Annotated in this window: 10 protein-coding genes and 2 pseudogenes; 5 read left to right on the forward strand and 7 right to left on the reverse strand. The window is 72.9% G+C overall.

Translation table 11 applies throughout. The features are described 5' to 3' along the window. Positions 1 to 34: 34 nt before the first annotated feature. Complete coding sequence (gnd, locus tag AC08OX_RS03170; RefSeq protein ID WP_476606429.1) at positions 35 to 1,063, forward strand: phosphogluconate dehydrogenase (NAD(+)-dependent, decarboxylating); 1,029 nt, start codon at positions 35 to 37, stop codon at positions 1,061 to 1,063. Between the two features lie 74 nt (positions 1,064 to 1,137). On the opposite strand, the gene AC08OX_RS03175 is transcribed toward gnd, so the two are convergent. After that, entirely contained in the window at positions 1,138 to 1,791 is a 654-nt protein-coding gene (locus tag AC08OX_RS03175) for a hypothetical protein (RefSeq protein ID WP_476606421.1), read from the reverse strand. Positions 1,792 to 2,625: 834 nt separating this feature from the next. Here AC08OX_RS03175 and AC08OX_RS03180 point away from each other — a divergent pair. From AC08OX_RS03180 to AC08OX_RS03195, 4 genes are all read left to right on the forward strand, one after another. After that, positions 2,626 to 5,835: an ATP-binding protein gene (locus AC08OX_RS03180; protein WP_476606422.1), complete on the forward strand. Its 3,210-nt coding sequence runs from the start codon at positions 2,626 to 2,628 to the stop codon at positions 5,833 to 5,835. 254 nt (positions 5,836 to 6,089) lie between these two features. Continuing rightward, positions 6,090 to 8,384: a hypothetical protein gene (locus tag AC08OX_RS03185; RefSeq protein WP_476606423.1), complete on the forward strand. Its 2,295-nt coding sequence runs from the start codon at positions 6,090 to 6,092 to the stop codon at positions 8,382 to 8,384. Between the two features lie 146 nt (positions 8,385 to 8,530). Then, positions 8,531 to 8,779 (forward strand): type IV toxin-antitoxin system AbiEi family antitoxin domain-containing protein, encoded by a 249-nt coding sequence (locus AC08OX_RS03190; RefSeq protein WP_476606430.1) that lies wholly within the window; start codon positions 8,531 to 8,533, stop codon positions 8,777 to 8,779. After that, positions 8,683 to 9,408 (forward strand): type IV toxin-antitoxin system AbiEi family antitoxin domain-containing protein, encoded by a 726-nt coding sequence (locus tag AC08OX_RS03195; RefSeq protein ID WP_476606424.1) that lies wholly within the window; start codon positions 8,683 to 8,685, stop codon positions 9,406 to 9,408. Before AC08OX_RS03190 ends, AC08OX_RS03195 begins: the two co-directional genes overlap by 97 nt. A 113-nt stretch (positions 9,409 to 9,521) precedes the next feature. On the opposite strand, the gene AC08OX_RS03200 is transcribed toward AC08OX_RS03195, so the two are convergent. From AC08OX_RS03200 to AC08OX_RS03225, 6 genes and pseudogenes are all read right to left on the reverse strand, one after another. Beyond that, on the reverse strand, positions 9,522 to 11,384 hold the full coding sequence (locus tag AC08OX_RS03200; protein WP_476606425.1) for a class I SAM-dependent methyltransferase: 1,863 nt from the start codon (positions 11,382 to 11,384) through the stop codon (positions 9,522 to 9,524). 61 nt (positions 11,385 to 11,445) lie between these two features. Further along, the gene (locus tag AC08OX_RS03205) at positions 11,446 to 12,588 is read right to left on the reverse strand and encodes a glycosyltransferase (protein ID WP_476606426.1); all 1,143 of its coding nucleotides are present in this window, start codon (positions 12,586 to 12,588) and stop codon (positions 11,446 to 11,448) included. Between the two features lie 10 nt (positions 12,589 to 12,598). Continuing rightward, positions 12,599 to 13,552, reverse strand: coding sequence for an alpha/beta fold hydrolase (locus tag AC08OX_RS03210; protein WP_476606427.1), 954 nt, complete (start codon positions 13,550 to 13,552; stop codon positions 12,599 to 12,601). Positions 13,553 to 13,558: 6 nt separating this feature from the next. After that, positions 13,559 to 13,939 (reverse strand): acyl carrier protein, encoded by a 381-nt coding sequence (locus AC08OX_RS03215; RefSeq protein ID WP_476606428.1) that lies wholly within the window; start codon positions 13,937 to 13,939, stop codon positions 13,559 to 13,561. Further along, positions 13,939 to 19,138, reverse strand: a pseudogene (locus AC08OX_RS03220) (type I polyketide synthase). The gene AC08OX_RS03215 and the pseudogene AC08OX_RS03220 overlap by 1 nt, the downstream one beginning before the upstream one ends. After that, positions 19,131 to 25,023, reverse strand: a pseudogene (locus tag AC08OX_RS03225) (SDR family NAD(P)-dependent oxidoreductase); the annotation flags it as partial. The pseudogenes AC08OX_RS03220 and AC08OX_RS03225, both read right to left, overlap by 8 nt.

Raw genomic sequence — 25,023 nt, forward strand, 5'->3', positions numbered from 1 at the left:
CGGGCCATCGAGACGAACCAGCGGAGAGATGAAGATGCAGCTCGGGATGATCGGACTCGGCCGGATGGGTGCCAACCTGGTGCGCCGGCTGATCCGCGGTGGTCACGAATGCGTGGTCTACGACGTCAACCCCGAGGCCGTCAAGGCCCTGGCTGCGGAGGGCGCCACGGAGACGCGGAGCCTCGCCGAGTTCGCCGCGGCCCTGCGTCCACCCCGGGCTGCCTGGATCATGGTGCCCGCCGGGCTGACCGGTGAGACCGTCTCGGCCCTGGCCGAGCACTTCGCGCCGGACGACGTGATCATCGACGGCGGCAACTCCTACTACCGGGATGACATCCTGCGTGCCGCGTCGCTCGTCGAGCGGGGCATCCACTACGTCGACGTCGGCACCTCCGGGGGGGTGTTCGGACTGGAACGCGGCTTCTGTCTGATGATCGGCGGCGAACCGGGGGTCGTGGCCCGCCTGGAGCCGCTGTTCGAGACGATCGCACCCGGCGTCGGCACCATCCCGCGGACCCCGGGCCGGACCGGCGAGATCACCCAGGCCGAGAAGGGATACCTGTACTGCGGCCCGAACGGCGCCGGTCACTTCGTCAAGATGGTGCACAACGGCATCGAGTACGGCATGATGGCCGCCTTCGCCGAGGGGTTCGCGGTGCTCGACAAGGCGAACATCGGCACGACGTCCGCCGAGCACAACGCCGAGACCGCCCCGCTGGGCAACCCGGAGTACTACCAGTACAACCTCGACACCACCGCGATCGCCGAGGTGTGGCGGCGGGGCAGCGTGGTCAGTTCCTGGCTGCTCGACCTCACCGCCGCCGCGCTGCAGGAGGATCCCGGACTCACCGAGTTCAGCGGCCGGGTGTCCGACTCCGGGGAAGGACGTTGGACGGTGCTGGCCGCCGTGGAGGAGGGCGTTCCCGCCCATGTGCTGACGGCGTCCCTCTACGAGCGGTTCAGTTCGCGCGGGGAGGGCCTGTTCGCCGACAAGCTGTTGTCGGCGATGCGCAAGCAGTTCGGTGGGCACGCGGAACAGCACGCGGAGAAGCCGGCCGGCTGAGCCTCGTCGGCTTCCTTGCCTATCCAGAGGCTTTTGTGCTCGATTTATCTCTCTGGATAGGCAAGGAAAGGGGCTCAGGGGCGCACGTTGTCGGCGCCGAGATCCGCCGCGTCTCCCATAACGATCATGGGATGGGCCATCGGGGTCAGCCAACGGAGAATGGCCACGAGGGCGTCCTGTTCCACCGCGATGCAGCCCCGCGTCGGCGATCTGTGGTCGACATGCAGCCAGATGTCCCCGCCGATCTGCGGGCCCAGCGGACGGGTCGGGTCCGACGGCGGATACCCGGGCAGTCGGTTGTAGTCGATGGCGACCACATAGTTGAACGCATCGGGCATCGGCTCGCCCCGCGGACCCGTCGCCCGGTAGAACGACGGGCGATACTCGTAGGGCAGACCGGTGCCCGGATCGGCGAGCTTGCCACCGGCGGCGGTGAGACCGAACACGCCGATCGGGCTGCGCAGATCGCCCTCCCGATGGTCGTACGTCCAGCCATCGGCGCCGTTGCGGCCGATCAGCGGGGCTCCGTAGGTCTTCCAGGCGGAGCCGGGATCGGCCCGTTCCCACAGCGTCACGTTGTTGGTGTTCGCATTCCGGTCGATGCCGCTCACCACGATCACCTGCCGGGCGGCCTGCGGAATCTTCGTCATCATCACCGGTCCGACCCCGGGGATCGCGGTGAGGTCGGAGGCGGGCCCCGCCCTGCCGTCCGCGCCGGTGCCGGCCATCCGGCTCGTCCTCACCGGCCCACCCACGCCCGGCGGGCGTGCTTCGGAGGTGGGACCAAGCCCGGATGTGCGTCCGAGCCGGGCTGCGCCCCTCGGCCCGGACGGTACGGACACCGACAGGTCATGCGAGGAGTCCGGGTCCGAAGCGGGACTGCTGAGATGAAGTGCACTGGCCGCCCCCACGACCAACGTCACACCCACCGCGGCGGCACCGACCGCGACCGAGCGACCCCGCGGGGGGCTCGTACGCGTCTCGGTCCGGCAGCGATTCCTGCGATGACCGGCCATGCCTCCGACTTCCGGGACGACGCCACGGGCGAGGCGGCGACGCACTGTTGACCCTTGCCACCCCCGTGACCCTTGCCACCCCCGGCTGCCGCCACGCCCGTGCCATCCGGCTGCGGCCATGATGCACCGGCGATGACAATACGTATCATTCACGCCGGCCTGGCGAGGTCGCCCAGCCCGGCGAGGTACCCCGACCTGGGGAGGTATCCCGCGGCAGCCGCCGGTGCGTCGGCCCACGACACCCGCAGACCGCGATCACGGCGACGGGAGTCCATGCGCCCGGGACCGTGACGATCGAAGACAGCAGTCCATGCCTCCATGTTCGACCCTCACTCCTCCCCGATCTCGGAATTCGGATACTTCGAGCAACGATGGACACGATCCGGATCCAATGCCCAGCGGAGGGTGATAGATTGCCACATCGGCACCGATGATCAGAAGTATGTTCACGGAGAGACGAGACGAAGACCACGAGGAGCCCGCATGGTGGTACGGGCGGCCGGCAGCCGTTCCCAGCGCGGCCGGCACGAATAGGCCCCTCCGATCGTGCTCGCCGGTTTCCGGTTCCACCGCATCCTCACCGCCCCTCGGCGACCCAACACACCCGACCGGCCCGATCCCGTACCGGCCGCGCTCTTCGCCGCCCTCGTCGGCGCGCACGCGCAGTTGACCTCGCTCGGGCCCGGCCACGAACCCACCGTCTCCGGTGCGTCGACTCGCGGCGGCCCGTACCCGGTGCCGGGAGCAGCCCGGCCGGGAATCGCCGTCGCCTGGCTACGGGGCCCGGGTGAGGCGCACATCCGGTTCCTCGTCGGCGGCCGGCCCTTCTTCCCAGCGGACCCGACCGCGACAGACCCGACCGCGGCGGCCACGTCGCTCGCAACGGCCACGTCGACACCAGACGCAACCGCGGTTCCGCTGCTGTACCCCCCGGGATCGACAGCGGTGGCGCTGCCACTGGACGCCGTACCCGCCCAGCTCGCCGGCTTCCCCTACTGGCTGCGGTGCGAAGGCCTCCCGGATGCCCTGTGGGCCGCCGATCCGGGCACCGACGCCCGGCCGCCAGACACCCGCCGCGGATCGTTCGACGACTACGCCGCGCATCTCGTCGGCCCGTTTGCCTGGCTTGTGCTCGCGTGGCCGGTGCCTCCCGAGCATCTCGCCGAGGAACGGGCGGACCTCGCGCGATCGATCCCCGTGCTGCGCCGGCGGGAGAACGACCAGGGCGCCCGGCTCGACCTGGAGCGCGCGGAGGCCCGCTACCGGGAACTGGGCCGGGGCGCGTCGAGCGGCATGTGGGACGTGGAGATCCTGGTCGGTGGGGTGACCCCGGCCGGCGCGGTCTCGCTGGCCGCCCTGCTGTGCAGTTCCAGCGATCTCGACCGGCTGCCCTACACGTTGCGTCCGACCGGCCCGGTCACCTCGTTCGCGGGGGCCCTCGGCGGGGTCGGAGCCGGGGTCGGCGGGCTGGCCGGCTCACCGCGGCCCTCGCCGCGGGCGAGCGCGGAGCTGCTGGCTGCGCTGGCCCGGCCGCCCGGCCGTGAGCTGCCGGGCATCACCCTGATCACACCGCACGCCTTCGACGTAACGCCCGAGGGTCCGAACCAGTCCGGTCCCGCGGACCCCCGGGGAACGCCCGGCGCCGTTCGGCTCGGCGCCGTGCTCGACGCCGGCTGGATGCCGGCCGGCGCGTTCTCGGTTCCCCTCGCGACGCTCAACCGGCACGCCTTCGTCTGCGGCGCCACCGGATCCGGGAAGTCACAGACCGTGCGGTCGCTGCTGGAGTCGTTGACCCGTGCTCCGGCGCCCGTTCCGTGGCTGGTCCTGGAGCCGGCCAAGGCCGAGTACGCCCGGATGGCCGGGCGGCTCGCCGGCCTCGCCGAGGTGCTCGTCATCAGGCCGGGCCGGCTCGACGCTCCACCGGCGTCACTGAACCCGCTGGAACCCGAGCCCGGCTTTCCCTTGCAGAGCCACATCGATCTCGTCCGGGCCCTGTTCCTGGCGGCGTTCGAGGCGCACGAGCCGTTCCCCCAGGTACTCGCCCGCGCACTGACGGTCTGTTACCAGGACCTGGGATGGAACCTGGTGCTGGACCGGCCGGAGCCCGCGCACCGGCCCAGATTCCGGGTGACCGGGCCGGAGGAGGACCCGAAGGTCGACGTGCGCAGGCGATATCCGACCCTCGGGGACCTGCAGCGCACCGCGACGAGGGTGGTCGAGAGCATCGGCTACGGCGTGGAGGTCACGGCGGACGTCCGGGGCTTTGTCGACGTGCGCATCGGTAGCCTGCGAGAGGGTTCTCCCGGTCGGTTCTTCGAGGGCGGACATCCGATCGACATCGGCGCCCTGCTGGCGCGCAACGTCGTCTTCGAGCTGGAGGACATCACCAACGACCAGGACAAGGCGTTCCTGCTCGGCGCCGTCCTGATCCGCGTCGTGGAGCATCTGCGGGTCCGGTACGCCACCGCGGGCGCGGGCGGACTGCGCCACGTCCTGGTCCTCGAGGAGGCCCACCGGCTGCTCAAGAACGTCACCGACGGCCCGGCCGCGGCCTCCGTCGACCTGTTCGCCTCACTGCTCGCGGAGATCCGCGCCTACGGCGAGGGGCTTGTTGTCGTGGAGCAGATCCCAGCGAAGATCCTTCCCGACGTTATCAAGAACACCGCGCTGAAGGTGATGCACCGGCTCCCGGCCGCCGACGACCGAGAAGCCGTCGGCGCGACAATGAACCTGCGCGACGACCAGTCCGAACTGGTCGTCGCGCTGCCGGCGGGAGTGGCGGCGGTGAGCACGGACGGCATGGACCGTCCCGTGCTGGCCCGGATGGTCGCCGGAGACGACCGGGAGAGCGCGCGCCTCGCGCGCTACGACCGGGTGCCCCTGGCCGGACGGCGCAGCCTCGGCTGCGGCGTGGCCTGCGTCGCCGGCCCCGCCTGCACCCTGGAGGAGACGGAGACGTCCGCCCTCGCGGCCCGCGATCCCCTGCTGGTGGTGTGGGTCGAGGCGGTGGCCGCGCACCAGGTCATGGGCTTCACCCATCTGCTCGGGATCGCGCCGTTCGCTCCGGCGGAACCCCTGCGGACCACCCTCGCCGCGTTGCCGGGTCGCATCCTCGACTGCGCGCTCGCCCATGCCGCCGACCGGGCGACGGACGCCCGCGCCGCCGCGCTGCGCCCCTTCGTCGACCCGGACGACTTCACCGCCGCCCTGCTCGCGACGCTGCGCCGGCTCCTCGGCCTGCCGCCGTCCCCGGCGGACGCGGCAGACGCTGCGAACACCGTCGACTCCCGGCACCTGACCGCGGGCATGTACCGCTGGCAGGACGTCCGGCAGGCGCTGGTTGACGCGGTGCGCCGGCGGGGGGCCGGCGCGGGCCCGCATCCGCTCACCGCGGCCTGGCGCGAGCGCGGCCTGACCCTGCCGGGCGAGACCGTGGGCGAACAGCTCACCCGGCTGAAGAACGGTGCCTTCTACGCTCCGGGCCGGGAGAAGGTCAACATCGGTGATCCGACGGTCAGCGGCCTCACCGTGGCGGTCCGGGAACTCGCCGGCGCGGCGGATGCCACCTCGCTGTCGGACGCGCTCCACCAGGCATGCACCGGCGAGGGACTGGCCGAGCTGGCCGCTCAGATCTCCGACCTCGTCGGCCCCGCGCCGAGCGGGCCGGGGAGCGCCCCACCGGAGTCCACCGCGGCGGCCACCGCCCTCGGCCCGTCCATCGGGACAGCATCCGCGTTCGGGACAGCGCAGGACTGAGCGCCCGGGCCCGTCGACCGTCGGGTCGTTACGGCGGGGCCGACATGCACGGCGGAACGCGACAGAGTGGACACCACGCGCCATAATGGCCACGTAACGCCCCAGTACTGACACCGGGCGTGCCGAGATCGTTTCCAGGCGCACGATGATCGGGAGCGGGGAGTCGCAGCGGCACGGTGGGCTGCGGCCGTCGGGGCAGCGGCACGGTGGGCTGCGACGCGGGAGCAGGCGAGTGGGACCGCGGAGGGTCGGCGATGGGGGTGGGCACGCTAACCACGACTGAGGCCCGGCTGATCCAGGGGCTCTTCGTTCCACGGGAGCGTTGGGGCTGGGAGTTCGTCGACACCGGTCCATCGGCCCCGAGCCCGCTCGCCGACCGTCAACCGGTCTGGCAGGAGCCCGAATCGCCCGATCTGACCGCGCTCACGGCCCGGCGAAACCATGCCGTCCGCGCCCTGCTGACCAGACTCGTCCTGCCGATGGCCTTCGTGGTGTTCGGCATGCTGCTCGCGGGCGAGGGGGGGTTCTTCTTCGTCCCGGCGGGACTCGCGCTCGCCGTGGTCGCGTGCCTGCCTCCGCTGATCCTGCACTACCGGCTGGGCCGGACGCGATCCCGGGCCGCGTCGGCCCGGGCCGACGGGTACACCCGCCACCTGCAGGCGTTGACGTCCTGGCAGACCGAGGTCGACGCGCACGACCGGGCCGAGCTGCGACGCCGGGAGGCCACCGCCGTCTTCTATCCCGTCTCGGCCCCCGCTGCGACCCCCAGGATCGACGTGTTCGGCGGAACCGGCGACGGATGGGCGAGCCTGCTGGCCACCGCGGGCTGCTCGGTGCTCACCGGCGGCACCGGCATCCTGCTCGTCGATCTCAGCGAGCGGGCGGTGGGCGGGGGGTTGGCGCGCCTCGCCGGCCAGGCGCGCTGGCCGGTGGAGTCCTGGGACCTGCCCCGCCAGCTCGACGAGGTGGCGCTCCTCGACGGCCTCGGGCCGCGGGAGGCCGGCGAGCTCGTCGCCGACGCGTTCGGCATGTCCCAGGAGAGCGGCGATGATCCGCACCGACGCGCCCTGCACGCGGACCTGGTCACCACCGTCGCCGTCGTTCTGTACGAACGGCTCAGCATTCGCCGTCTCGCCGAGGGCCTGCGCGTCCTCGAAGGTCTCGACGACGGCAGCGCGGCCACGTCGCTGTCGACGGCCGAGGCCGGGGAGCTCACCGCGCACATGGACGCGTTCGGCCGCGGTGACCGGATCGCCGACGAGCTGCGCTACCTGCGTTCCTCGCTGGAGGCGCTCAGCCCGCCACCACCAGCCACGGCCGCGACAGCACCGGCCGCGACGGTCGAGGCCCATATGTTGGCGGCCGCCGCCGATATGTCGACGACCAGGGTGCCGACGACCAGGGTCGACAGCGCGCCCCGTCCACTGACAGCCTGGTGGCCGGTACCCGGGCTGCGGGTTCTCGCCACGTCGAGCCGGGACTCGTCCGCCCACCGCAAGGAACTCACGGACCGGCTCCTCGTCCAGACCGTGCTCCACCAGCTCCGTTGCCGCCAGCGGGGCGGGCCGACCGGCCGGGACATGCTGGTCGTCGCCGGGGCGGACCATCTCGGCCGAGCGGTCCTGACCGGGCTGACCCGCCACGCCGAGCTCGCCGGGGTGCGGCTCGTGCTGCTCTTCGAACGGCTCGCCGACGACGCCGAACGGGTGCTGGGCAGCCAGGGAGGCTCGACGATCATCATGCGATTGGGGAACGGTAAGGATGCCGCGACCGCGGCGGAATTTATCGGGCGTGGTTACCGCTTCGTCATGTCTCAGGTGACGGCCCAGGTGGGGCGCAGTTTCACGGCCGGCGCCAGCGACAGCGTCGGTTACCAGGACGGCACCTCGGAGACGACCGGCACCAGCGGCGGAACCGGCCGGACCTACGACGGCACCCGGCTGCTGCCCTGGTTGCAGAACACGTCGAAGAACGCCGGATGGCAGGAGTCGGTGACGGCGTCGCGATCGCAGACCTGGCAGCGCACGACAAACTCGTCGGTGAGCGACTCGACGACCGACGGCACGACCTCCCAGCGGGTATACGAGTTCACCGTGGAGCCGACCACCGTCCAGACCCTGCCGGCGACCGCGTTCCTGCTGGTCAACCCGGTCGATGGGGCGGGACGGGTGGTGCCGGGGGACTGCAATCCGGGCACCGTCCTGCTGCCTGGGGTCTCCGCGGCCGACCGCTGGTCCGTACCTGACGCGGCCGCCACGCCCCTGGCGGGTCACCACGTCGGAACCGCCGGAGCCGGGATGATCCAGGCCGGTACGGACCAGGCCGGCCCTGCGCGGACCGGCGCGGAGGAACAGCGTCGGATCGAGCCTGCCCCGCCCGTCGGGTTTCCGGGCATCGGCCAACAACCGCCGGCCGACGAGGAGATCTACCGGCTCGTCCCGCCCAAGGCGCGTCCCAGCGGCTCCGGCGGTCCCGGCGGCCAGAGCACTCACCCGGGGGCGCGGGGATGGGTTCCCGGCATCGGGGACCACCACCCGGGGCATGGCTGACCCGGTCCGGAACGCGGCCGTCAGGAAGGAGACAGCCGAAAGTTATCCACAACCCGAAAAAGGTTCTGGCCCAACAGACGGACAACCGTCATCGTCTTCTCATGGCCCATAACCCTGGCCGACTCTCCTGGCAGGAGATCGCCACCATGCAGGCCGGCGTGATCACGATACGCGATGCGATCAACGCCGGCATCACCCGCGACGAGATCCGCCGACGGTTGAACGACGGTCGCTGGCAGCAACCCTTCCGCGGCGTGCTGATCACAGCAGCCACACCCGTGACGAGGATGCAGGAGCTGTGGGGGCCCTGCAGGCCGTCGGCCCGGACGCGGTGCTCGCGGGCGCCTGCGCGGCGGGGCTCGCGGGTCTGGACGGCTACGGCACCGGCCCGGTGACGGTTCTCCTGCCCACCGAACGCCGGATCGCCGCGCCACCGGGCGTGCTTCTGCGGCACAGCGCTCGGCTCGACATCACCGAGATCGATCCCCTCCGCCTGCCCCGGCGGACGGCCCCCGCCCGGTCCGTCATCGACATGGCCGAGTGGGCGGCTACCCGCGCGGACGCGCAGGGCCTGCTCGTTGACGCTGTCCGTCAACGTTTCGTCACCGTCGCGAGCCTGCGGATCGCGCTGGCCCGGCGTGGTCCGATCAGCCGCCGGACGCTGATCACTGAGACGTTGGACGACCTGGGCCGGGACGCGCCGCACCTCACCGAGATCATGTACCGTCGTATCGAGGCCCAGTGGGGGTTGCCGGTAGGAACCCCGAGTGTCAACGGGCCCGCGGACGAGCCGATGGCGCGCCTCGACGTCTGGTACGAGCCGTGGCGCGTGCGGGTGGAGATCCAGGCGACGGTCCCTGGGCCGACGGTCGTCGCCGAGCCGACCGGCCAGCTCCTCATCCGTCTGCCGGCACGCCTGGCGCGGGACGCCCCGGCCGAGGTGGCTTCCCTCGTAGGCGGGGCGCTGCGTGACCGCGGCTGGTCGGCGTCGGTGCCGCGCACTCCGCGGGCGCTGGCCTCCTGAGCTCCGCGGGACATTCGTTGGGCGCTGGCCTCCTGAGCTCCGCGGGACATTCGTTGGGCGCGTCCCGTATCCCTGTGCCACGCCGCACATTCCGGTCAACCGGTCCGCCGAGGTCAGAGCTCCTTGCGGGCGACCATCAGGTAGGTGCCGGCGTGCCGGGCGTCGTGCGCGTACCGGCCGGCAAGGCGGTCGAGGAGGCGGGCCAGTCCCAGTAGGGGGCTGGCCACAAGCATCACCAGGACGCGGCCGGCCGCGCCGACCGGGCCGGCCTGCTGGGGCAGCCACGGCATGGGGCGTGGCGCGATCATGGCCACGGCGAGCAGCAGGGCGCCGGTCAGCCCACCGGGACGGCGCGCCGCGGCGAAGCGCACCGCGACCGGCCGCAGCCCCCGGTCCTCCAGCGCGGCGATCAGGTTCTCCGCGGGGATGAAGTGGGCGCGCTCGGGGACCGCCCAGCCGGGCCAGAACCGGCCGAGCCAGCGGGCCTGCCGGCAGTCGGCGTTGGCCAGCTCGCAGACGACGTGCCCGCCAGGCGGCAACGCCTTCGCGACGGCGTCGAGCTCCGCCGACGGGTCGTCGCGGCGTTCCAGGTAGTCGAACATGCTGATGACGTCGTACCGGCCAGCGAGGCTGTCGACGACGTCGGAGAAACGGCCGTAGTGGGCGTGGTCGATCCAGCCGCGCGCCAGGCCCTTGGCCAGGCCGGGAAAGGTGTCGAGCCCGTCAAACACCGTCCTCGGCCACACCTCGCGGGCCGCGTTGGCGAAGTGACCGTACCGGGTCCCCACGTCCAGCCAGGTCCGTGGCACCACGAACGGTCGGACGGCGGCAGCCTGCTCGCGCCGCTCGCGGGCGATCGCGGCCAGGACCTGCTCGGCGACATCGGTGCGCAGGCCGTCGTAGCGGTCCCGGTCGTAGAACTCGCGCCCGGCCGGACTCAACGACGGGTTGAGGAAGACATGCCCGCAGCGCTCGCAGCCGTCCAGCCGGAAGGAACCGGGCTTGCGCAGGAGCAGGTCCGGCGACTCCACCCGGGTGGCGAGCTCGACCGATCCGCACCAGGGGCAGTCGGCCCGGTCGTGGCGCAGGAACCGGTCGAGGCCGGCCTGGACGTCCTGGGAGTAGGAGGCGCGGCTGGCGGCGGTCTCCTGCCTGGCCGCATGCTTGACCGGGTCCGGAGGAAGCCCGGCGGCCTTCGCCTCAGCCGCCTTCACGGCCTGCGCCCGGCCGGCCCGCACGGAGTCGACCACGAACAGCACCCCGCCGAGGATGCGCACGATGGGGGAACGAATGAGATCGCGCGGGGACAGCGGCACCCGGCCGGCGCAGACGAAGAACGGCTGGAACCAGAACAGCGCCATAGCCGCGAGGCCGAACGGCTGGTTCACATGGAAGCCGATCGCGGTGGCGATCTGGGGTACGAACGGGAAGAGCTGGTTCTGCCGGGTGAACCGGTAGGCCCGCTGCTGGACGCGGACACGCATCACCGCGTCGTCCCGGGCGGCACGCAGCCCCGGCAGCACCGCCAGATCCGTCGAGCCGGAGGCGAAGGTCTTCAGCCGCTCGGTGATGTCGACGAGCTCCACCGGATCGAAACCGTCCCGGCGGGTGATCCCAGCCCGCTGGAGAATCTCGGAGTGGACCAGCAGCGCTTGGAAGGCGCCGCGGCCGGGCACGCAGCGGTCGGCCCGGTAGGTGCGGGTGTCGACCATCCGGGCGAGGTCGAGCGCCCGTTCGGCCGTCAGGTCCGCCGGGACGAGGTCGAGCACATCGAGCCGGTCCCGGCTGGCGTGGTAACTGGCCGCCCGTCGGCCGCTGTCGGAGAGGCGGACCCCGGTCGCGACGAGGAACTCATACGCGGGGTCCACCGGGCGACCGGAGGCCGGCAGGGTGTCGAGACGACGCAGCCGACCGCGCAGCCGCACACCGTTGATCGCCAGACCGGCACACACCAGGATCGGCAACCACGTCAGCACGACGTCAGAACCGTTCGAGCATCAGACCACGAGACCGATCACCGGACCGCCAGACCGAGCATCAGACCGCCAGCTTCTCAAGGTGATCGGCGGCGGCGGCCCGGTACGACGGATCGTCCAGCACGGCCGTCACCGCGGAACGCACGGCGGTGGGTCCGGCCCGACCGAACTTGACGCGCACCCCGGCCCCGTTACGGACGACCTGCTCGCCGATGATCGGCTGATCGTCGCGAACCGGGGCGACCACCAGCGGAACCCCGTGTGACAGCGACTCACAGACGGTGTTGTTGCCGGCGTGGCACACCACCGCCGACAACCGCGGAAGTAACGCGACCTGCGGCACGAACGGCGCGACCAGCAGGTCGTCGGGCGCCGCGGCGGCGAGGTCGTCAACGAGCCCGGGTGTGGCGACGACGATCGCCTGTACCCGCTCGGGCAGGCCGAGCAGCCCCTCGGCCGCCGCCCGCAGAAACCGACCGCCGGCCTCCCGGGTCACCGTGCCGAGGGAGACGAGCACCGCCCGGCGGGCCGGGTCGAGCCAGTCCCAGGGGAACTCGCCCGCGCCGGCCCGTTTCCCGACCGCGCTGCCGACGAAGACCGCGTAGTCCGGGATCCCGGGATTGTGCAGCATTTCCCGGACGGAGAAGACGAGGGTCAACGCCTCGGAGAAGCGCAGGTCCCCGATGGCAGCCTCGTCGGGCGGAACTCCGTGCCCGGTCTGGAACTCCCGCAGGCGGTCGACGACCCACTGCCCCAGGCCCGCGAGCACCCCGTAAGGATTGTCGAACTCGGCGGAGGTCGCCGCGAGGGTCGCCCAGCGCAGGCCCCGGCGACGGGCGACGAGCGCGGCGCCCACCGCCTGCTGGTCGATGGCGAGCAGGTCGGGCTGGAAGTCGTCGATGATCCTGTCGATCGCCGGGGCCATCATCGAGCCGAGCGGGAGCAGGAAGTCCTCCCACAGGAACTTCAGCGACGCCGGCCCCCGCAGCGCCCGAGACGCGTCCTGGATCCGGGACCACTTCTCGCCCAGGCCCGCCTCGGGTAACGCCAGCAGGGGCAGCTCCGGCGGGATCAACGATCCGATGACGCCCGCGTACCCGGCGAACGCCACCTCGTGACCACGGGCGGCCAGCTCGGCGGCGACCCCGACCGCCGGGTTGACATGCCCGGTCAGGGGCGGCACCACGAACAGCGCGCGGCTCATCAGACTCTCCTCACGCCCCTCGCCCTTCACGCCCCTCGCCGGCCGCAACTGCCGCGTCGGCCGAGATCGGGGCCGGCCGGCGCTCGGCGTTGAGATCGGGCGGCGGCACCCGCTGCGTCACCCAGTCCGGGGTGGCGAAGCGCCGGCCGTTCGCGCGCACGTAGGGCGGCGGCGGCGTCTGGCGGCGGAACAACCACCACCGCATCAGGTCCCGCAGGTAGTGCGCGGCCTCCCGCAGCACCATGTGCGTGTGGTGCTCCAGGACGATCAGGGTGCACTCGGGCACCAGCGCGGCCAGGCCCGCAGCCTGCCCGATGATGTCGGAGTTCTCCCCGTACACCGCGAGCACCGGGACGTTCAGCGCGGCCAGCGCCTCGGTGGAGAACGGCGGAGTCGCCAGCATGTCGGTGGCGATCGTCGTCTCCTGCAGCAGCCGCTGCGCGGCCCGGGTGGCGCGGCTGGCCACGCGTCCGGCGCCGTTGTCCAACCACTCCTGGACCTCCTCGTCGGTCATCGCGACGAGGATCTGGGTCAGCGATCGGGCCATCTCCTCGCCGAGACCCTCGATCAGGAACGGCGGCTCGATCAGCGTCAGGCTCGCCACCCGGGAGGTGAACTCCAGCCCGAAAGCCAGCGCCATCGTGGCGCCGTAACTGTTACCCACCAGGTGCACCGGGCGATCCACCCCGAGCTCGTCGAGCAGCCCGAGCAGATCGGCCATCGAGTCCGCCAGCTCGTAGCCGCTGCGGGTCCGCTCGCTGCGCCCGTGGCCGCGCAGGTCGTAGCAGATGACGTCGCAGCCGGCATCGGCGAGGCAGTTGCCCAGCGTGAAGTAGAAGCTGGAGATGTTGTCCATCACCATGCCGTGCACCATCACGACGACCGGCGAGTCCGTGGACGCTCCGCCCCTGGGCGCCAGTCGCTGCACGTGCAGCCGGATCCCGTTCGCGATGATCTCAGCCACGGGCCTTCAGGCCGATCCCGCCGGCGCCAGCGTCGGGAGGCTGTCGACGATGAAGCGGACGACCTCGCCGACCCGCATGTTGATCACCTGGTCGACGTCCATGTCGGCAAGGAGGCCGACGAAGTCCACCGCCTCGCCGTAGCACCCACGCAGCCGGTCGGCCAGCGCCACGAACTCGATGCTCTCCAGCTCGAGATCCTGATTGAACGAGGTGGCCATCGTGATCTCCATGTCCACGACGTACTCCTCCCCGATCACCTCCCGCAGGAGCTCCGTGACCTCACCGAGGATCCGGGCCTCGGCCTCGGCCCGCGTGACGGCGTCGGTGCGGTCGTCCGGATCCGGGCCGGGAGAACCCTGCCTCGTCGTGCTCGGCGCAGACATCATCAACACTCCTTCTGGCTCTGGAGACCATGCGCCTCGACCTCGGGGGAGGTCCAGGCGACTACATAACTGACGGTAGCGATATCGACTCTTCCGGTGGAGGCGTCATCGCCCACAGCGTCCTGACGCCGCGACGGCGATACCCCGCCCTCGCGGGGCGCCGGGCCGGTCGGTTCCGGCTGAATCCGGCCGGCGGCGTCCACCGTACGCAAGGCCACCCACCGGGTCCGTTCCGGCACCGACCCGTCGGGACCATCCCCGTAGACGGTGACCCGGACCAGGTCAGGCGGGGTGCCCCCCACCGGGGAGGACGCGAGCCCATCCCTTCCCGGGGAATGGGCCTTCCCCGGGAAGGGATGGGGGCCGTCCACGACGAACCGACGTGGACGGCCGGCGAGGCCCGTTCCGTCGGCCTTCGCCGCCGCTTCCTTCGCCGCCCACAGCCGGGTGAACCACACGGCCCGCCGGTGAGGATCGGTGCCGGCGACCCGGTCGAGCAGGCGCAGTTCGGTGGGCGCCAGGGCCGCCTTCTCGACCCCGGCGGCGCGGGACACGATCCGCTCAAGATCGATGCCAACCTCCCCGTCCGCGGCGACCAAGGCCACGGCGAGCTCCGGCTTGTGGGCGAGCGATACCCCCGGGGGGTCGAGCGCTGGGACACCCGGCCGCGCCGGCAGGGAGGTGATGACCGGGGCACCCACGTCGTCGTTACGGATCCCGACCTCGATCCCCCAGACGGGCCCCGCTCCCCGTTCCCACAGCCATCGCCGGACTGCGTCCTGGGCGGCAATCCGTCCCAACAGCCGGCCGCGTGCCGCCCTGGGGTTGAGCGCGGCGAGCCGGGCACGCTCGGCGGCATCGGCGTAGTGGCGCACGATCAGTTCCCGCGAGGCCGCGTCGGGCCAGCGGTCCACGGCGACCACCCAGCCCTCACCGGAGGGCTGGGCCACCGTGTTCAACTCCGGCGCACGCACCATCGCCCAGAGCACGTCGTCGTTGGCGAACCGGCGGTCGGTCCACCCGGTGATGACCGCCCAGACACGTCCGTCGGCCCGCCGCACCTCCATGTCCGCGGTCACCGTGCGCTCGGCCACCTGCCGGATCCGTACGACGCGGTCCACCAGGTCGCCCTCCACCGGCGCCGGGCCGTGGAACTGCACGTCGGCCAGGGACTGCGGGAGCAGGAGGGAGTCGTCGGACAGATGCTCCATCGCCCAGTAGCCGAAGAGCTGGCCCACGTTGTCGAGCAGGGCGCCAGACGCCGGCGGTACCCGCAGACGCCCCCGGATACCGGTCGGGGCGATCGCCTCGATCCGATGGATGCCCTGGTAGCCGGGACCGTGGAAGAGGAACCGGGCCCCGTAGAGATCCCTGCCACGATGCCGCGGGGGCCGCTCGACGGGCAGCGTCGGGCCCGTCCGGCCCACGGACAGATCGGCGGTGATCGCGGTCGACTCGGGCGACGGCAGGTGGTCCGCCGCGAACAGCACCGTGCCGCGGGCGTAGCCGTCCACGGTCACCCGCACCGCGTCCGGCCCCGCGGGGGCGAGCGCAATGGACACCTCCACCGCCGGCTCGATCGCGAGCCAGCGCAACGCCCGAACCTCTCGGACACCGACCGGCACCCGGCCCGGCAGCAGCGCGGCGGCCTCGCCGATCATGAGCTCGAGAACCTCGGTCATCGGCACGACCGGGAACAGATCGGATATGTCCGCCCAGCCCGGCGGCTGACGGTAGAAGCAGTGGTCGACGATGTGCGGCATCGACGCCAGCGACAGCCGTCGCCGGAACATCCGCGGCCCGGGTTCGGGACTGTCACGGGGCACGGGTACCCAGCCCACCGCGGACGTCCGATCGGCGCCCGTGCCCCGACCGGCCCCGCCGTCGGCCGTGCTCGCGCCGCGGCGAGGAGGGACACCCGTCGAACCCGCGTCGCCGTTTCCGCCGGCACCGCCGGACGTGCCGCCGCCCCGGGGACCATCGTCGGCGCGGAACCGAGCACCACCGCGCACACCGCCCGACCGTACGCCGCCCGACCGTACGGCGCCCGGGGTCGCATCGCCCCGGATCGCCCTGCCCCCCGATCCGGGCGGGGGGACCCGAGCCGGCGTCGCCCCATGCGACCAGCGGTCGACCACGGTGGACATCACCGCGTCCGCCTCGGCGAGCGCGGCCCGCAGCTCGGCAATCACCGGATGCGTCGGCACGGCACCTCCGGCCCAGGACGGCGGGTTCCGGTGGGTCCGATCGGCACTGCCCGGGTTGAGCAGGTCGCCGGCCCCGCCGCCGAGGCGGATCAGGGGGGTGCCGAGGCTCAACCGCACCGGGGCGCCGACGCGGTGCGGTCCGTTGGCCGCCGGGGGGCTGCGGCACCGCCGGCGCGGGTCGCGACCGGCAGGGCAGCAGGTCCATCCGGGGCGCGGCGCCTTCCGCCCACATCGCCGCCGCGACCCGCCGCAGCTGGTCCAGCCCGGGACGCTTCACGGTATTCGTGACCAACGAGAGATGGTCGTTGCCGGGCAGGGTGTCGTCGACGAATCCCGCGACGCTGCCCACTCCGACCTGGATGAAGGCACGCACCCCGCGCTCGCGCAGCCGCTCGACGAGCTGGCGGAAGCGTACCGGTTCGACCAGATGTCGAAGAGCGAGCGCGCGGATGGCGTCGTGGTCGCTCGGGTAGGGCGCCACCGTGGTCGCCGACCAGATCGGCACGCTCGCCTCGACGAACGTGGTGCGGGCGAGCCGCGCCCGCATCGGATCCAGGTACGGTTCGAGGAACGGGGAGTGGAACCCCGACCGGAACGGCAGGATCTGGCCCAGCACGCCGTCGCGGCGCAGCCGGTCCAGCGTGGTACGCACGCTGTCCTCCCGCCCACAGATGATCGACTGATGCGGGCAGTTGTCGTGGGAGACGACGACCTCGTCGAGCCCGGCGATGACCTCCGTCGCGCGCTGCGCGCCGCAGCCGAGCGCGCCGAAGACGACCCCCGGCACCTCCAGGGCTGTCGGGTCGAAGCCGGCGAGGAAGTCGTCGGTGTACTCGTCGGTGATCAGCCCGCAGGAGATCATCGCGTTCCACTCGCCGATGCTGTGGCCGCCGACGAGGTCCGGGATGATCCCGAGCCGCCGCAGCGCCACATCGAGGATCCGGCCGACCTCAACGCTCGCGACGCCATGCCGGCCGAGCATCCCGGTGTCGTCGAGGGTCGGCTTCGTCAGCCCGAAGTGTTCGCAGACATCGTCGATCCGCGGGGTGAACTTGTCCTCCAAGCCGCAGAACAGGAAAGCGGTCTGCGCCGGGGAGTCCCCACCCGCCCGCGCGGGGGCGAACATCCCTGCCGGGGTGAACCACAGGTCGTTGCGTCCCCGCCAGGGGGTGCCGCGCTCGACGACGGTGCGGGCAAGCGCCAGCCGACGGGCGGTCGGCGCGACCAGGGCCAGCCGCCACGGCCCACCGGTCGGCGGGGTCGCGGCGTCGTCGCGGGCGAGCAGTTCCGCGTCCGGGACGTCGAGCTGGGCCAGCAGGTCAGCCGCGTCGGCCCCGGCGAGCAGCAGCACCGGTTCGGCGTCCGGACCGACGTCCGGGTCGGCCGCCCGGTCCACCGTGGTCACCGCCGGGGCTGCGAACGTACGGGCCGCCGTCACCGCTGCGGGTGCCGGCGCCTCCTCCAGCACCAGATGGGCGTTGATGCCGCCGAACCCGAAGGCGTTGACCCCCGCTCGGCGGGGACCGCCGCCGGCCGGGGCGTCCCACTCGACGACGGCGCGCACCGGCGCGAACCGGCTGCCCACGAACGCCGGATGCGGCTCGTCGCAGTGCAGCGTGGGCGGCAGGGCCCGGTGGTGCAGCGCCAGCGCGGTCTTGATCAGAGCGGCCGCGCCCGCGGCCGGCATCGCGTGACCGATCATGGACTTGACGGAACCGATCCCGATGTCCGCCCGACCCGGCCCAGCCGGTCCGCCCGACGCGGTGCCAAAGATCCGGCTGAGGGTGGCGAGCTCCACAGCGTCGCCGGTGGGGGTGGCCGTGCCGTACGCCTCGACGAGGCCGATCGCACCCGGCGCCGTCGGGTCGAGCCCGGCATCCGCCCAGGCCCGGCGGACGGCGAGCGTCTGGCCTTCGACGGCCGGGGCCATCAGCGAGGCGGACCGGCCGTCACTGGACGTGCCCGATCCCCGCAGCACCGCGTAGATCCGGTCACCGTCGCGCTCGGCGTCGGCAAGCCGCTTGAGGACGACCATGCCGACGCCCTCGCCGATGAGGATGCCGTCGGCCCGCCGGTCGAAGGGACGGATGATCTCACTCGGGGACAACGCCCGCAGCAGGGTGAAGACGCTCCAGAACGACGCCTCGTGCACGATGTGGGCGCCACCGACGATCATCGCGTCGGTCCGGCCGGACCCGAGGTCACGCATCGCCATGTCGACGGCGATGAGCGATGACGCGCAGGCCCCGTCCACGGTGTAGGCGGGTCCGCGCAGGTCGAGCCGGTTGGCGATGCGGGAGGCTGCGAGGTTCGGCACCAGCCCGATGGACGCCTCGGGGCGCTGCGGTCCGAGCTGGGCGACGAACGCCTCCCGGACCCGTTCGACGGCCTCGGCCGGCAGGTCGGGCAGGATCTCGCGCAGCGTCGTGACAATCTGGCGGGAGGTGCGCACCCGCTGTTCGAGCTTGGCGACCCCGGGACCGACGTAGCCGCCGCGGCCGAGCACCACCCCGACACGCTCGGCGTCCCCCAACCGCTCGGGACCGCCGGCGTCCGTGATCGCCTCGGCGGCGAGCCGCAGGGACAGCAGCTGGTCGGGTTCGGCCCAGTCGACGGCCAGCGGCATGATGCCGAACGCGGCCGGATCGAACGACGCGAACTCCTCGACGAAACCGCCACGCCGGCAGTAGAAGGCGTCGCTGGCACCGCCGGGTCTGCCCACACCGCCCGGTCCGGCACCGGGACGGTCACCGCGGGGCGGGTCGGGGCGAAACAGGTCGGGGCGGAAGTAGTCGTCAACGTCGAAACGCTCCGGCGACACCTCCCGGATCGCGTCGACACCCCCGACAATGTTGCCCCAGAAGGTGCCGAGGTCGCCGGCGCCGGGGAACAGCGCCGCCATCCCGACCAGGGCGATGGGTGGGGCACCGCCCCCGGGCGCGGACCGGGATCCCGACGCCGACCGCCCCCCCGGCCCGGCACCGGGCTCAGGCATCGAACGACTCCACCGAGGCGCACATGTAGACGACCTGCGCGGGCGTGCCCGCCGGAGCGGCCAGCTCCCGCAGCAGGGCGGCCACCCCGTCGGCGGGATCGATCAGGCCGATGCCACGGCGCGCGTACTCCCGGGCAAGCTCCGGGGAGACCATCCCACCGCCGGTCACACCGGCCACCGCGCCCCCGGCCACCGCGGGGGCCGGTCCGCCGGCCCGTGCCACGAAGTCCCGCGCGGATTCCCAGGGACCCCAGTCGACGCTGACCACCCGGCCGGCGAAGCGGCCCGCACAGGCAGCGGCGAGCGTGTCCAGGGCGTCGTTCGCGGCGGCGTAGTCGACCTGGCCGCGGTTGCCGAAGACGTCCGCGACACTCCCGAACAGGGCGACGAAGCCGACATCGTCCCGCAGCGCCGCCAGCAGCGCCCGGGCACCGTCGATCTTCGTTCGGTACACCTGGTCGAACGACTCGGGCGTCTTGTCCCGCAGGAGTCGGTCCGCCAGGATGCCCGCGCCGTGCACCACGCCGTCGAGGCGACCGTGGCGGGCGTAGACGTCGGCCACGACCGAGGCAACGGCGGCGCCGTCACGCACGTCCATCGCGTGGTAACGCACCGACGAGGCCAGCCGACCAAGGACCTCCAGCGTGGTGCGCACCTCCCGCTCGGCGAGCAACCGGACCACCTGGGACTCGATCTCGGCCGGCCGGCGGACGCCGGTGGCGACAAGCGCGCGGCGCAGCGCCGGGGCGTCGAGCGCATCCGCCGTCACCGGATCCTCCGGTCCGGTGGGCGGTGGGGTGCGCCCGATCAGCTCGATGGCGCAGCCGCTGCGCCGGGCGAGCTCCACTGCGACGGCCGCCGTGATACCCCGCGCGCCACCGGTGAGCAGCACCACCGAGGAGGGACCAAGCTCGGCGGGCAGTTCGCCCGCATAGCCCGCCGCGCCCACGTCGCCCGCGACGCCCAGCTCCACCGGCCGGATCCGCGGGGTCGCGCGGACCCCGTCACGGTAACCCACCACGGACGGCCCGCCGGGGGTGAGCAGCTCGACGAGCAGGCTCTCGGCGATCCGACGCGGTTCGTCCTTCGGTTCGACGTCGACGAGGCGGACCGCGATGTCGGGAACCTCCCAGGCGATCGTGCGCACCAGGCCGGCGAGGCCCATCCCCGGGGTCAGCTGGATCCCCTCGTCCCCGGCGTCGCCCGGGGCGAGCGCTCCGGTGCCGTGGGGCGACGGGCGACCGAAGCGCCCGCCGTGCCCGGTCGCGACGAGCATCCGCCGGCTGCCGCCGAGGGCCGCGGCCCGCAGTGCCGCGAACGCGGCAGGAAGAACGGCGTGGTTGCCGGCACCGGGATCGATCGAGGCGATCCACACCAGGCCGTCCGCGCCGGCGCCGGCTCGAACCTGACCGACCAGGCCCCGGTCGTCGGCAGCGAGGATGCGGGCCTCGGCACCCGCCTGCTCCAGCAACGTGGCGAGCTCGAGTCCGACCCCGAGGCCGCCCTCGACGAGAAGGAAGCGGGCCCCGGCCAGCGACCCGGCACATCCGACCGGCTCCGGGGTCGAGGGCACGGGGACGATCTCCGGTTCGACAACGAACCGCCGTAGCGGGATCGCGGCTGTCGAGCCGGCCCCCCGGACTTCGCGACTCCGGCGGACCGACCGGGCCCGGCGGGCTCGGCTGGTTCAGCTGGTTCAGCTGGTTCAGCCGCGCCGGCGGCATCCGGATCCACCGACGCGACGATCCAGTCGACGATGCCGCGGACGGTCTTGATCGCCGCCAGCTCCTCGACGACCTCCTCGCCCAGCTCCCCCGACCCGGCATCCACCAGACCCAGCCGCTGCGCCAGCTCCCCCAGAATCTCTGTCCGCTTGATCGAGTCGATCGACAGGTCGGCCTCAAGATCCAGATCAGGCTCCAGCATCTCCACCGGATAACCCGTCTGTTCCCCGATCACCCCCACCACCGCGGCCGACACCGCGGCCCGGTCCAGCACCACCCGACTCGCGGCAGCCATGTCCGGCGCGTCGTCGGACACGACCCCCGGCCGCGGCGGCACGAAGCCCGGCGCGTCGTCGGACACGACCCCCGGCCGCGGCGGCACAAGGTCCGCCGGCTGCCCCTCGGAGAGCTGGCCGGGCCGGGCCAGGCCGGTCGGGTCGATGCCCAGGTAGCCCAGTACGACGTCACGTTGCGCCGCGACCAGTGCCCGGGTGGTCCGCAGAAACTCCAGCACCACGGCGTCCACCGGTCCGTCACCTCCAAGTTCGGCCAGTCCGGCGGGCCCCGCCGCAGGGTCGTCGGTCGTCTCGCTGTGGTCGGTTACGCCGGCGCGGTCGAACGGGGGAGCCTGCGCCACGGTGTCCTCGACGAACCCGCGCACGCCGACGATCTCGGGCACGGATGCGACCCCGGGTGACGTCGTCCGCGCCGTCAGCCGGGTCGGCGGCCGCAGCCCACCAGGAAGGAAGCGGCCGTCGGGCGTGCGCACATAGGCCCCGTCGATGAGCCAGCCGGGACGGCGCGGCAGGTCCGTCGCGCTGACCACCCGGGCGTCGCGGCCGGTGAACAGCGCGGAGGGGTCGAGCTCGACGCCGACGGCGGCAAGCTCGGCGAGGGCCAGCAGCAACCGGCGCAGCCCCGGCTCGCCGGCGACGTCGGTGGCCACCACCCGGTGCGGTCGACCGGCCAGAATCCTGCCGGCGAGTTGCGCCAAGACGCGGCCGGGCCCGGCCTCGACGAAGGTCCGCACCCCCGCGGCGTACATCGCCTCGATCTGCTCGACGAACCTGACCGGCGCCGCCACCTGACCGGCGAGCGTCGCCCGCACCTCGTCCGGGCTGCCGGGGTAGGGCCCGGCGGTCGTGTTGGACCAGACCGGCAGGGTCGGCGCCTCGACCTCGACCTCATCGAGCCGGGCGGCCAGCGCCGTCGCCGCTTCCGCCACCACCGGGCTGTGGAAGGCGCACGCGACCGGGATCGGCTTGGCGCTGATGCCGGCCCGGCCGAGAGCCGCCACGGCGGCGGCAACGGCGTCCGTCGGCCCGGAGATCACGCTCTGCCGCGGGGCGTTGTGGTTGGCCACGACGACCCGGCCCGGTCCGGCCTCCCCACCCGTAACGGCCCCGTCGAGCGCGGCGCGGACCTGCTCGACCGACGCGGAGACCGCAGCCATCGTGCCCGGGTCGTCGCCAGCGGCTGCCAGGATCGCCGCGGCACGGGCCTCGCTCAGGCCGATGAGGTCCCGCCGGTCCAGCGCCCCGGCTGCGCACAGCGCGACCAGTTCGCCGTAGGAGTGCCCGGCGACGTGGTCCGAGCGCACCCCGAGGCTGGTCAGCAGGTCGTGGACGGCAAGCCCGGCGAGCCCCAGCGTCGGCTGGGCCGCACGGGTGTCGGTGATCGCGGCCGCCTGGGCGGCCTTCTGCTCCCGGGAGAAGGCCGCCGGCGGGAACATCGTATCCGCCCACCGGGGGGCGAGGTCCAGCACGGACCGCAGCCGTGGGAAGGCGATGAACAGGTCGGCGAGCATGCCGGGCCGCTGACTGCCCTGACCGGGGAAGAGGAACGCGGTGGCACCCGGATCCGCGTCCTGGTCCCGGACGAACAGACCCGCCCGAGGGTTCGACGTGAACGTGCGCGCCTGGTCGATGGCGGTGGGCAGCGCGTCGAGGTCGTCGGCGACGAACGCGAGCTGGACCGGGCCGCCGCGTTCCGCGCAGACGGTGGAGGCGAGGTCACGCAGGCGGAACGGCCGTCCGGCCGCGTCGTTCGCGACGATCAGCTCGGCCAGCCGGTCCAGCGCCCGGGTGGCCGCCGCCCGGTCGGTGCCGCGGACGACGAACAACTCCGCGGGCCAGCTGTCGAGGCCGTGGGCGGGCTCGGGTCCGCCGTCATAGGCGGACAGCACGACGTGGAAGTTGGTGCCGCCGAATCCGAAGGCCGACACACCGGCGTGGCACCGCTCGGCCGGGGCAACCCACGGCCTGGCGACGTCGTCAAAGTAGAACGGGCTGGTCTCGGCGTCCCAATAGGCGTTCGGCGTTTCGATGTGCAGGGTCGGCGGCCGCACCCCGGTCTCGACGGCCTTGGCCATTTTGATCAGACCGGCCAGGCCCGCCGCACACTTCGTGTGCCCGATCTGCGACTTCACCGAACCCACCGCGCACTGGCCCGGCGTCGCACCGTGGTTGGTGAAGACCTCGGTGAGGGTGGCGAGCTCGGTGCGGTCCCCCACGACCGTTCCGGTCGCGTGCGCCTCCAGCAGACCGATCTCGCTGGGCGAGATCCCCGCCCGCCCGTAGGCCCGTTCCAGGGAGAGCACCTGGCCGGCCTTGCGCGGCGCGGTCAGCCCCAGGGCCCGCCCGTCGGAGGAACCGGCGACGGCCCGGATGACGGCGTGGATCCGGTCGCCGTCCCGTTCGGCGTCCGCGAGCCGCTTGAGCACGATGACGGCCACCCCCTCGCCGAGGCTGGTGCCGTCGGCGCCCGCGTCGAAGCTGCGGCACCGCCCGCCCGGAGACAGCGCATGGACGGAGGAGAACAGCAGAAAGTCGTGGGCGCCCGCGTGGGTGTCCACGCCGCCGCACAGCACCATGTCCGAGGTGCCCGCGACGAGCTCCTTGCAGGCGGCGTCGAGGGCGGCGAGCGACGACGCGCAGGCCGCGTCCACGGTGAAGTTCACCCCGCCGAGGTCCAGCCGGTTGGCGACCCGGCCAGCGATGACGTTCGCGAGCATGCCCGGGAATGAGTCCTCGTCCAGCTCCGGCAGGAACTCCTCCAGCTCGGCCGGCAGGTCCCCGAGCAGCGCCGGCCACAGGGAGCGGAAGCTGTAGGCACCGGAGAGATCCGTCCCGGCCTCCGTGCCGAAGACCACCGACATGCGGGAGCGGTCGAACGCCCGACTCTCGCCGGCGGTCTTCTGGCCCACGTCCTTCTGGCCCACGTCGTACCCGGCGCCGCGCAGCGCGCGGGCGGCGACCTCCAGCGCGAGGAGCTGGCTGGTCTCGATACTGCGCAGCGACTTCGGCGGGATACCGTAGGCCAGCGCGTCGAACGGCACCTGCGGGAGGAAACCGCCCCATCTCGACGGCGTCCTGCGGCCAGCGTCCCTGAGCACCGCGTCCGGGTGGTAGTAGACCTCGGCATCCCAGCGATCGGCCGGGACCTCGCGGATGGCGTCGTTGCCGGCGACGATGTTCGCCCAGAAGCTGGCCAGGTCCGGGGCGTCCGGGAAGATCGCTGACATCCCGACGATCGCGATGCCGGGCGCCCGGGCGGTCGGGCGGTCGGGCGCCGCGCTCCTGTCGGCGGGCCGTGGCTCGGCGGACCGGGCGGCGAGCCCGGCCGTGGCCTGCGCGGTGACCTCGTCATGCAGCTCGGCGATGCTCGTCCGCCGCGAACGCAGGGCGGCGACCTGTCCGATCATGTACATGCCGTCCCGGGCCTGGGTCGCGGGATCGACTGTGACGACCTTGCTGCCCTCACGGCGCAGGCCCTTGCTCGCGACCCGCAGCCGGCCGAGGTTGAGCGCCTCGAGCTCCTCCCACATCTGCTGGCGGGAGTTGCCGGCGGCGATCAGCTCACGGCGACGGCCCAGAAAGGTGTGGACGTACGCGGACTCCACGCACCGGGTGGCATGACCGGGAGAGGTCTCGAGCAGCACGGTGCGCTCGCAGTCGAGAGCGGCCTGCTGGAAACCCGGCAGGATCGCCCCGGACGCGACGGCCTCGGCGGTGAACAGGTACGCGGTGCCCATCAGCACGCCGACGCTCGCGCCCCGCTCGGCGAGCGGCCCGGCCGCCGCTGCGACCATCGCAGCGGAACGGGCGTCATGCACGCCCCCGGCGAACAGCAGATGCAGGCCCGCGAAGAAGTCCGGACCGG

It is taken from the genome of Frankia sp. CoBUL1, assembly GCF_978021245.1.

Excerpts from the sequence above, each read along its gene's own strand:
- gnd (WP_476606429.1), top strand. The coding sequence starts at position 35 with ATGCAGCTCGGGATGATCGGACTCGGCCGGATGGGTGCCAACCTGGTG.
- AC08OX_RS03175 (WP_476606421.1), bottom strand. The coding sequence starts at position 1,791 with ATGGCCGGCACCGGCGCGGACGGCAGGGCGGGGCCCGCCTCCGACCTC.
- AC08OX_RS03185 (WP_476606423.1), top strand. The coding sequence starts at position 6,090 with ATGGGGGTGGGCACGCTAACCACGACTGAGGCCCGGCTGATCCAGGGG.
- AC08OX_RS03190 (WP_476606430.1), top strand. The coding sequence starts at position 8,531 with ATGCAGGCCGGCGTGATCACGATACGCGATGCGATCAACGCCGGCATC.
- AC08OX_RS03205 (WP_476606426.1), bottom strand. The coding sequence starts at position 12,588 with ATGAGCCGCGCGCTGTTCGTGGTGCCGCCCCTGACCGGGCATGTCAAC.
- AC08OX_RS03215 (WP_476606428.1), bottom strand. The coding sequence starts at position 13,939 with ATGATGTCTGCGCCGAGCACGACGAGGCAGGGTTCTCCCGGCCCGGAT.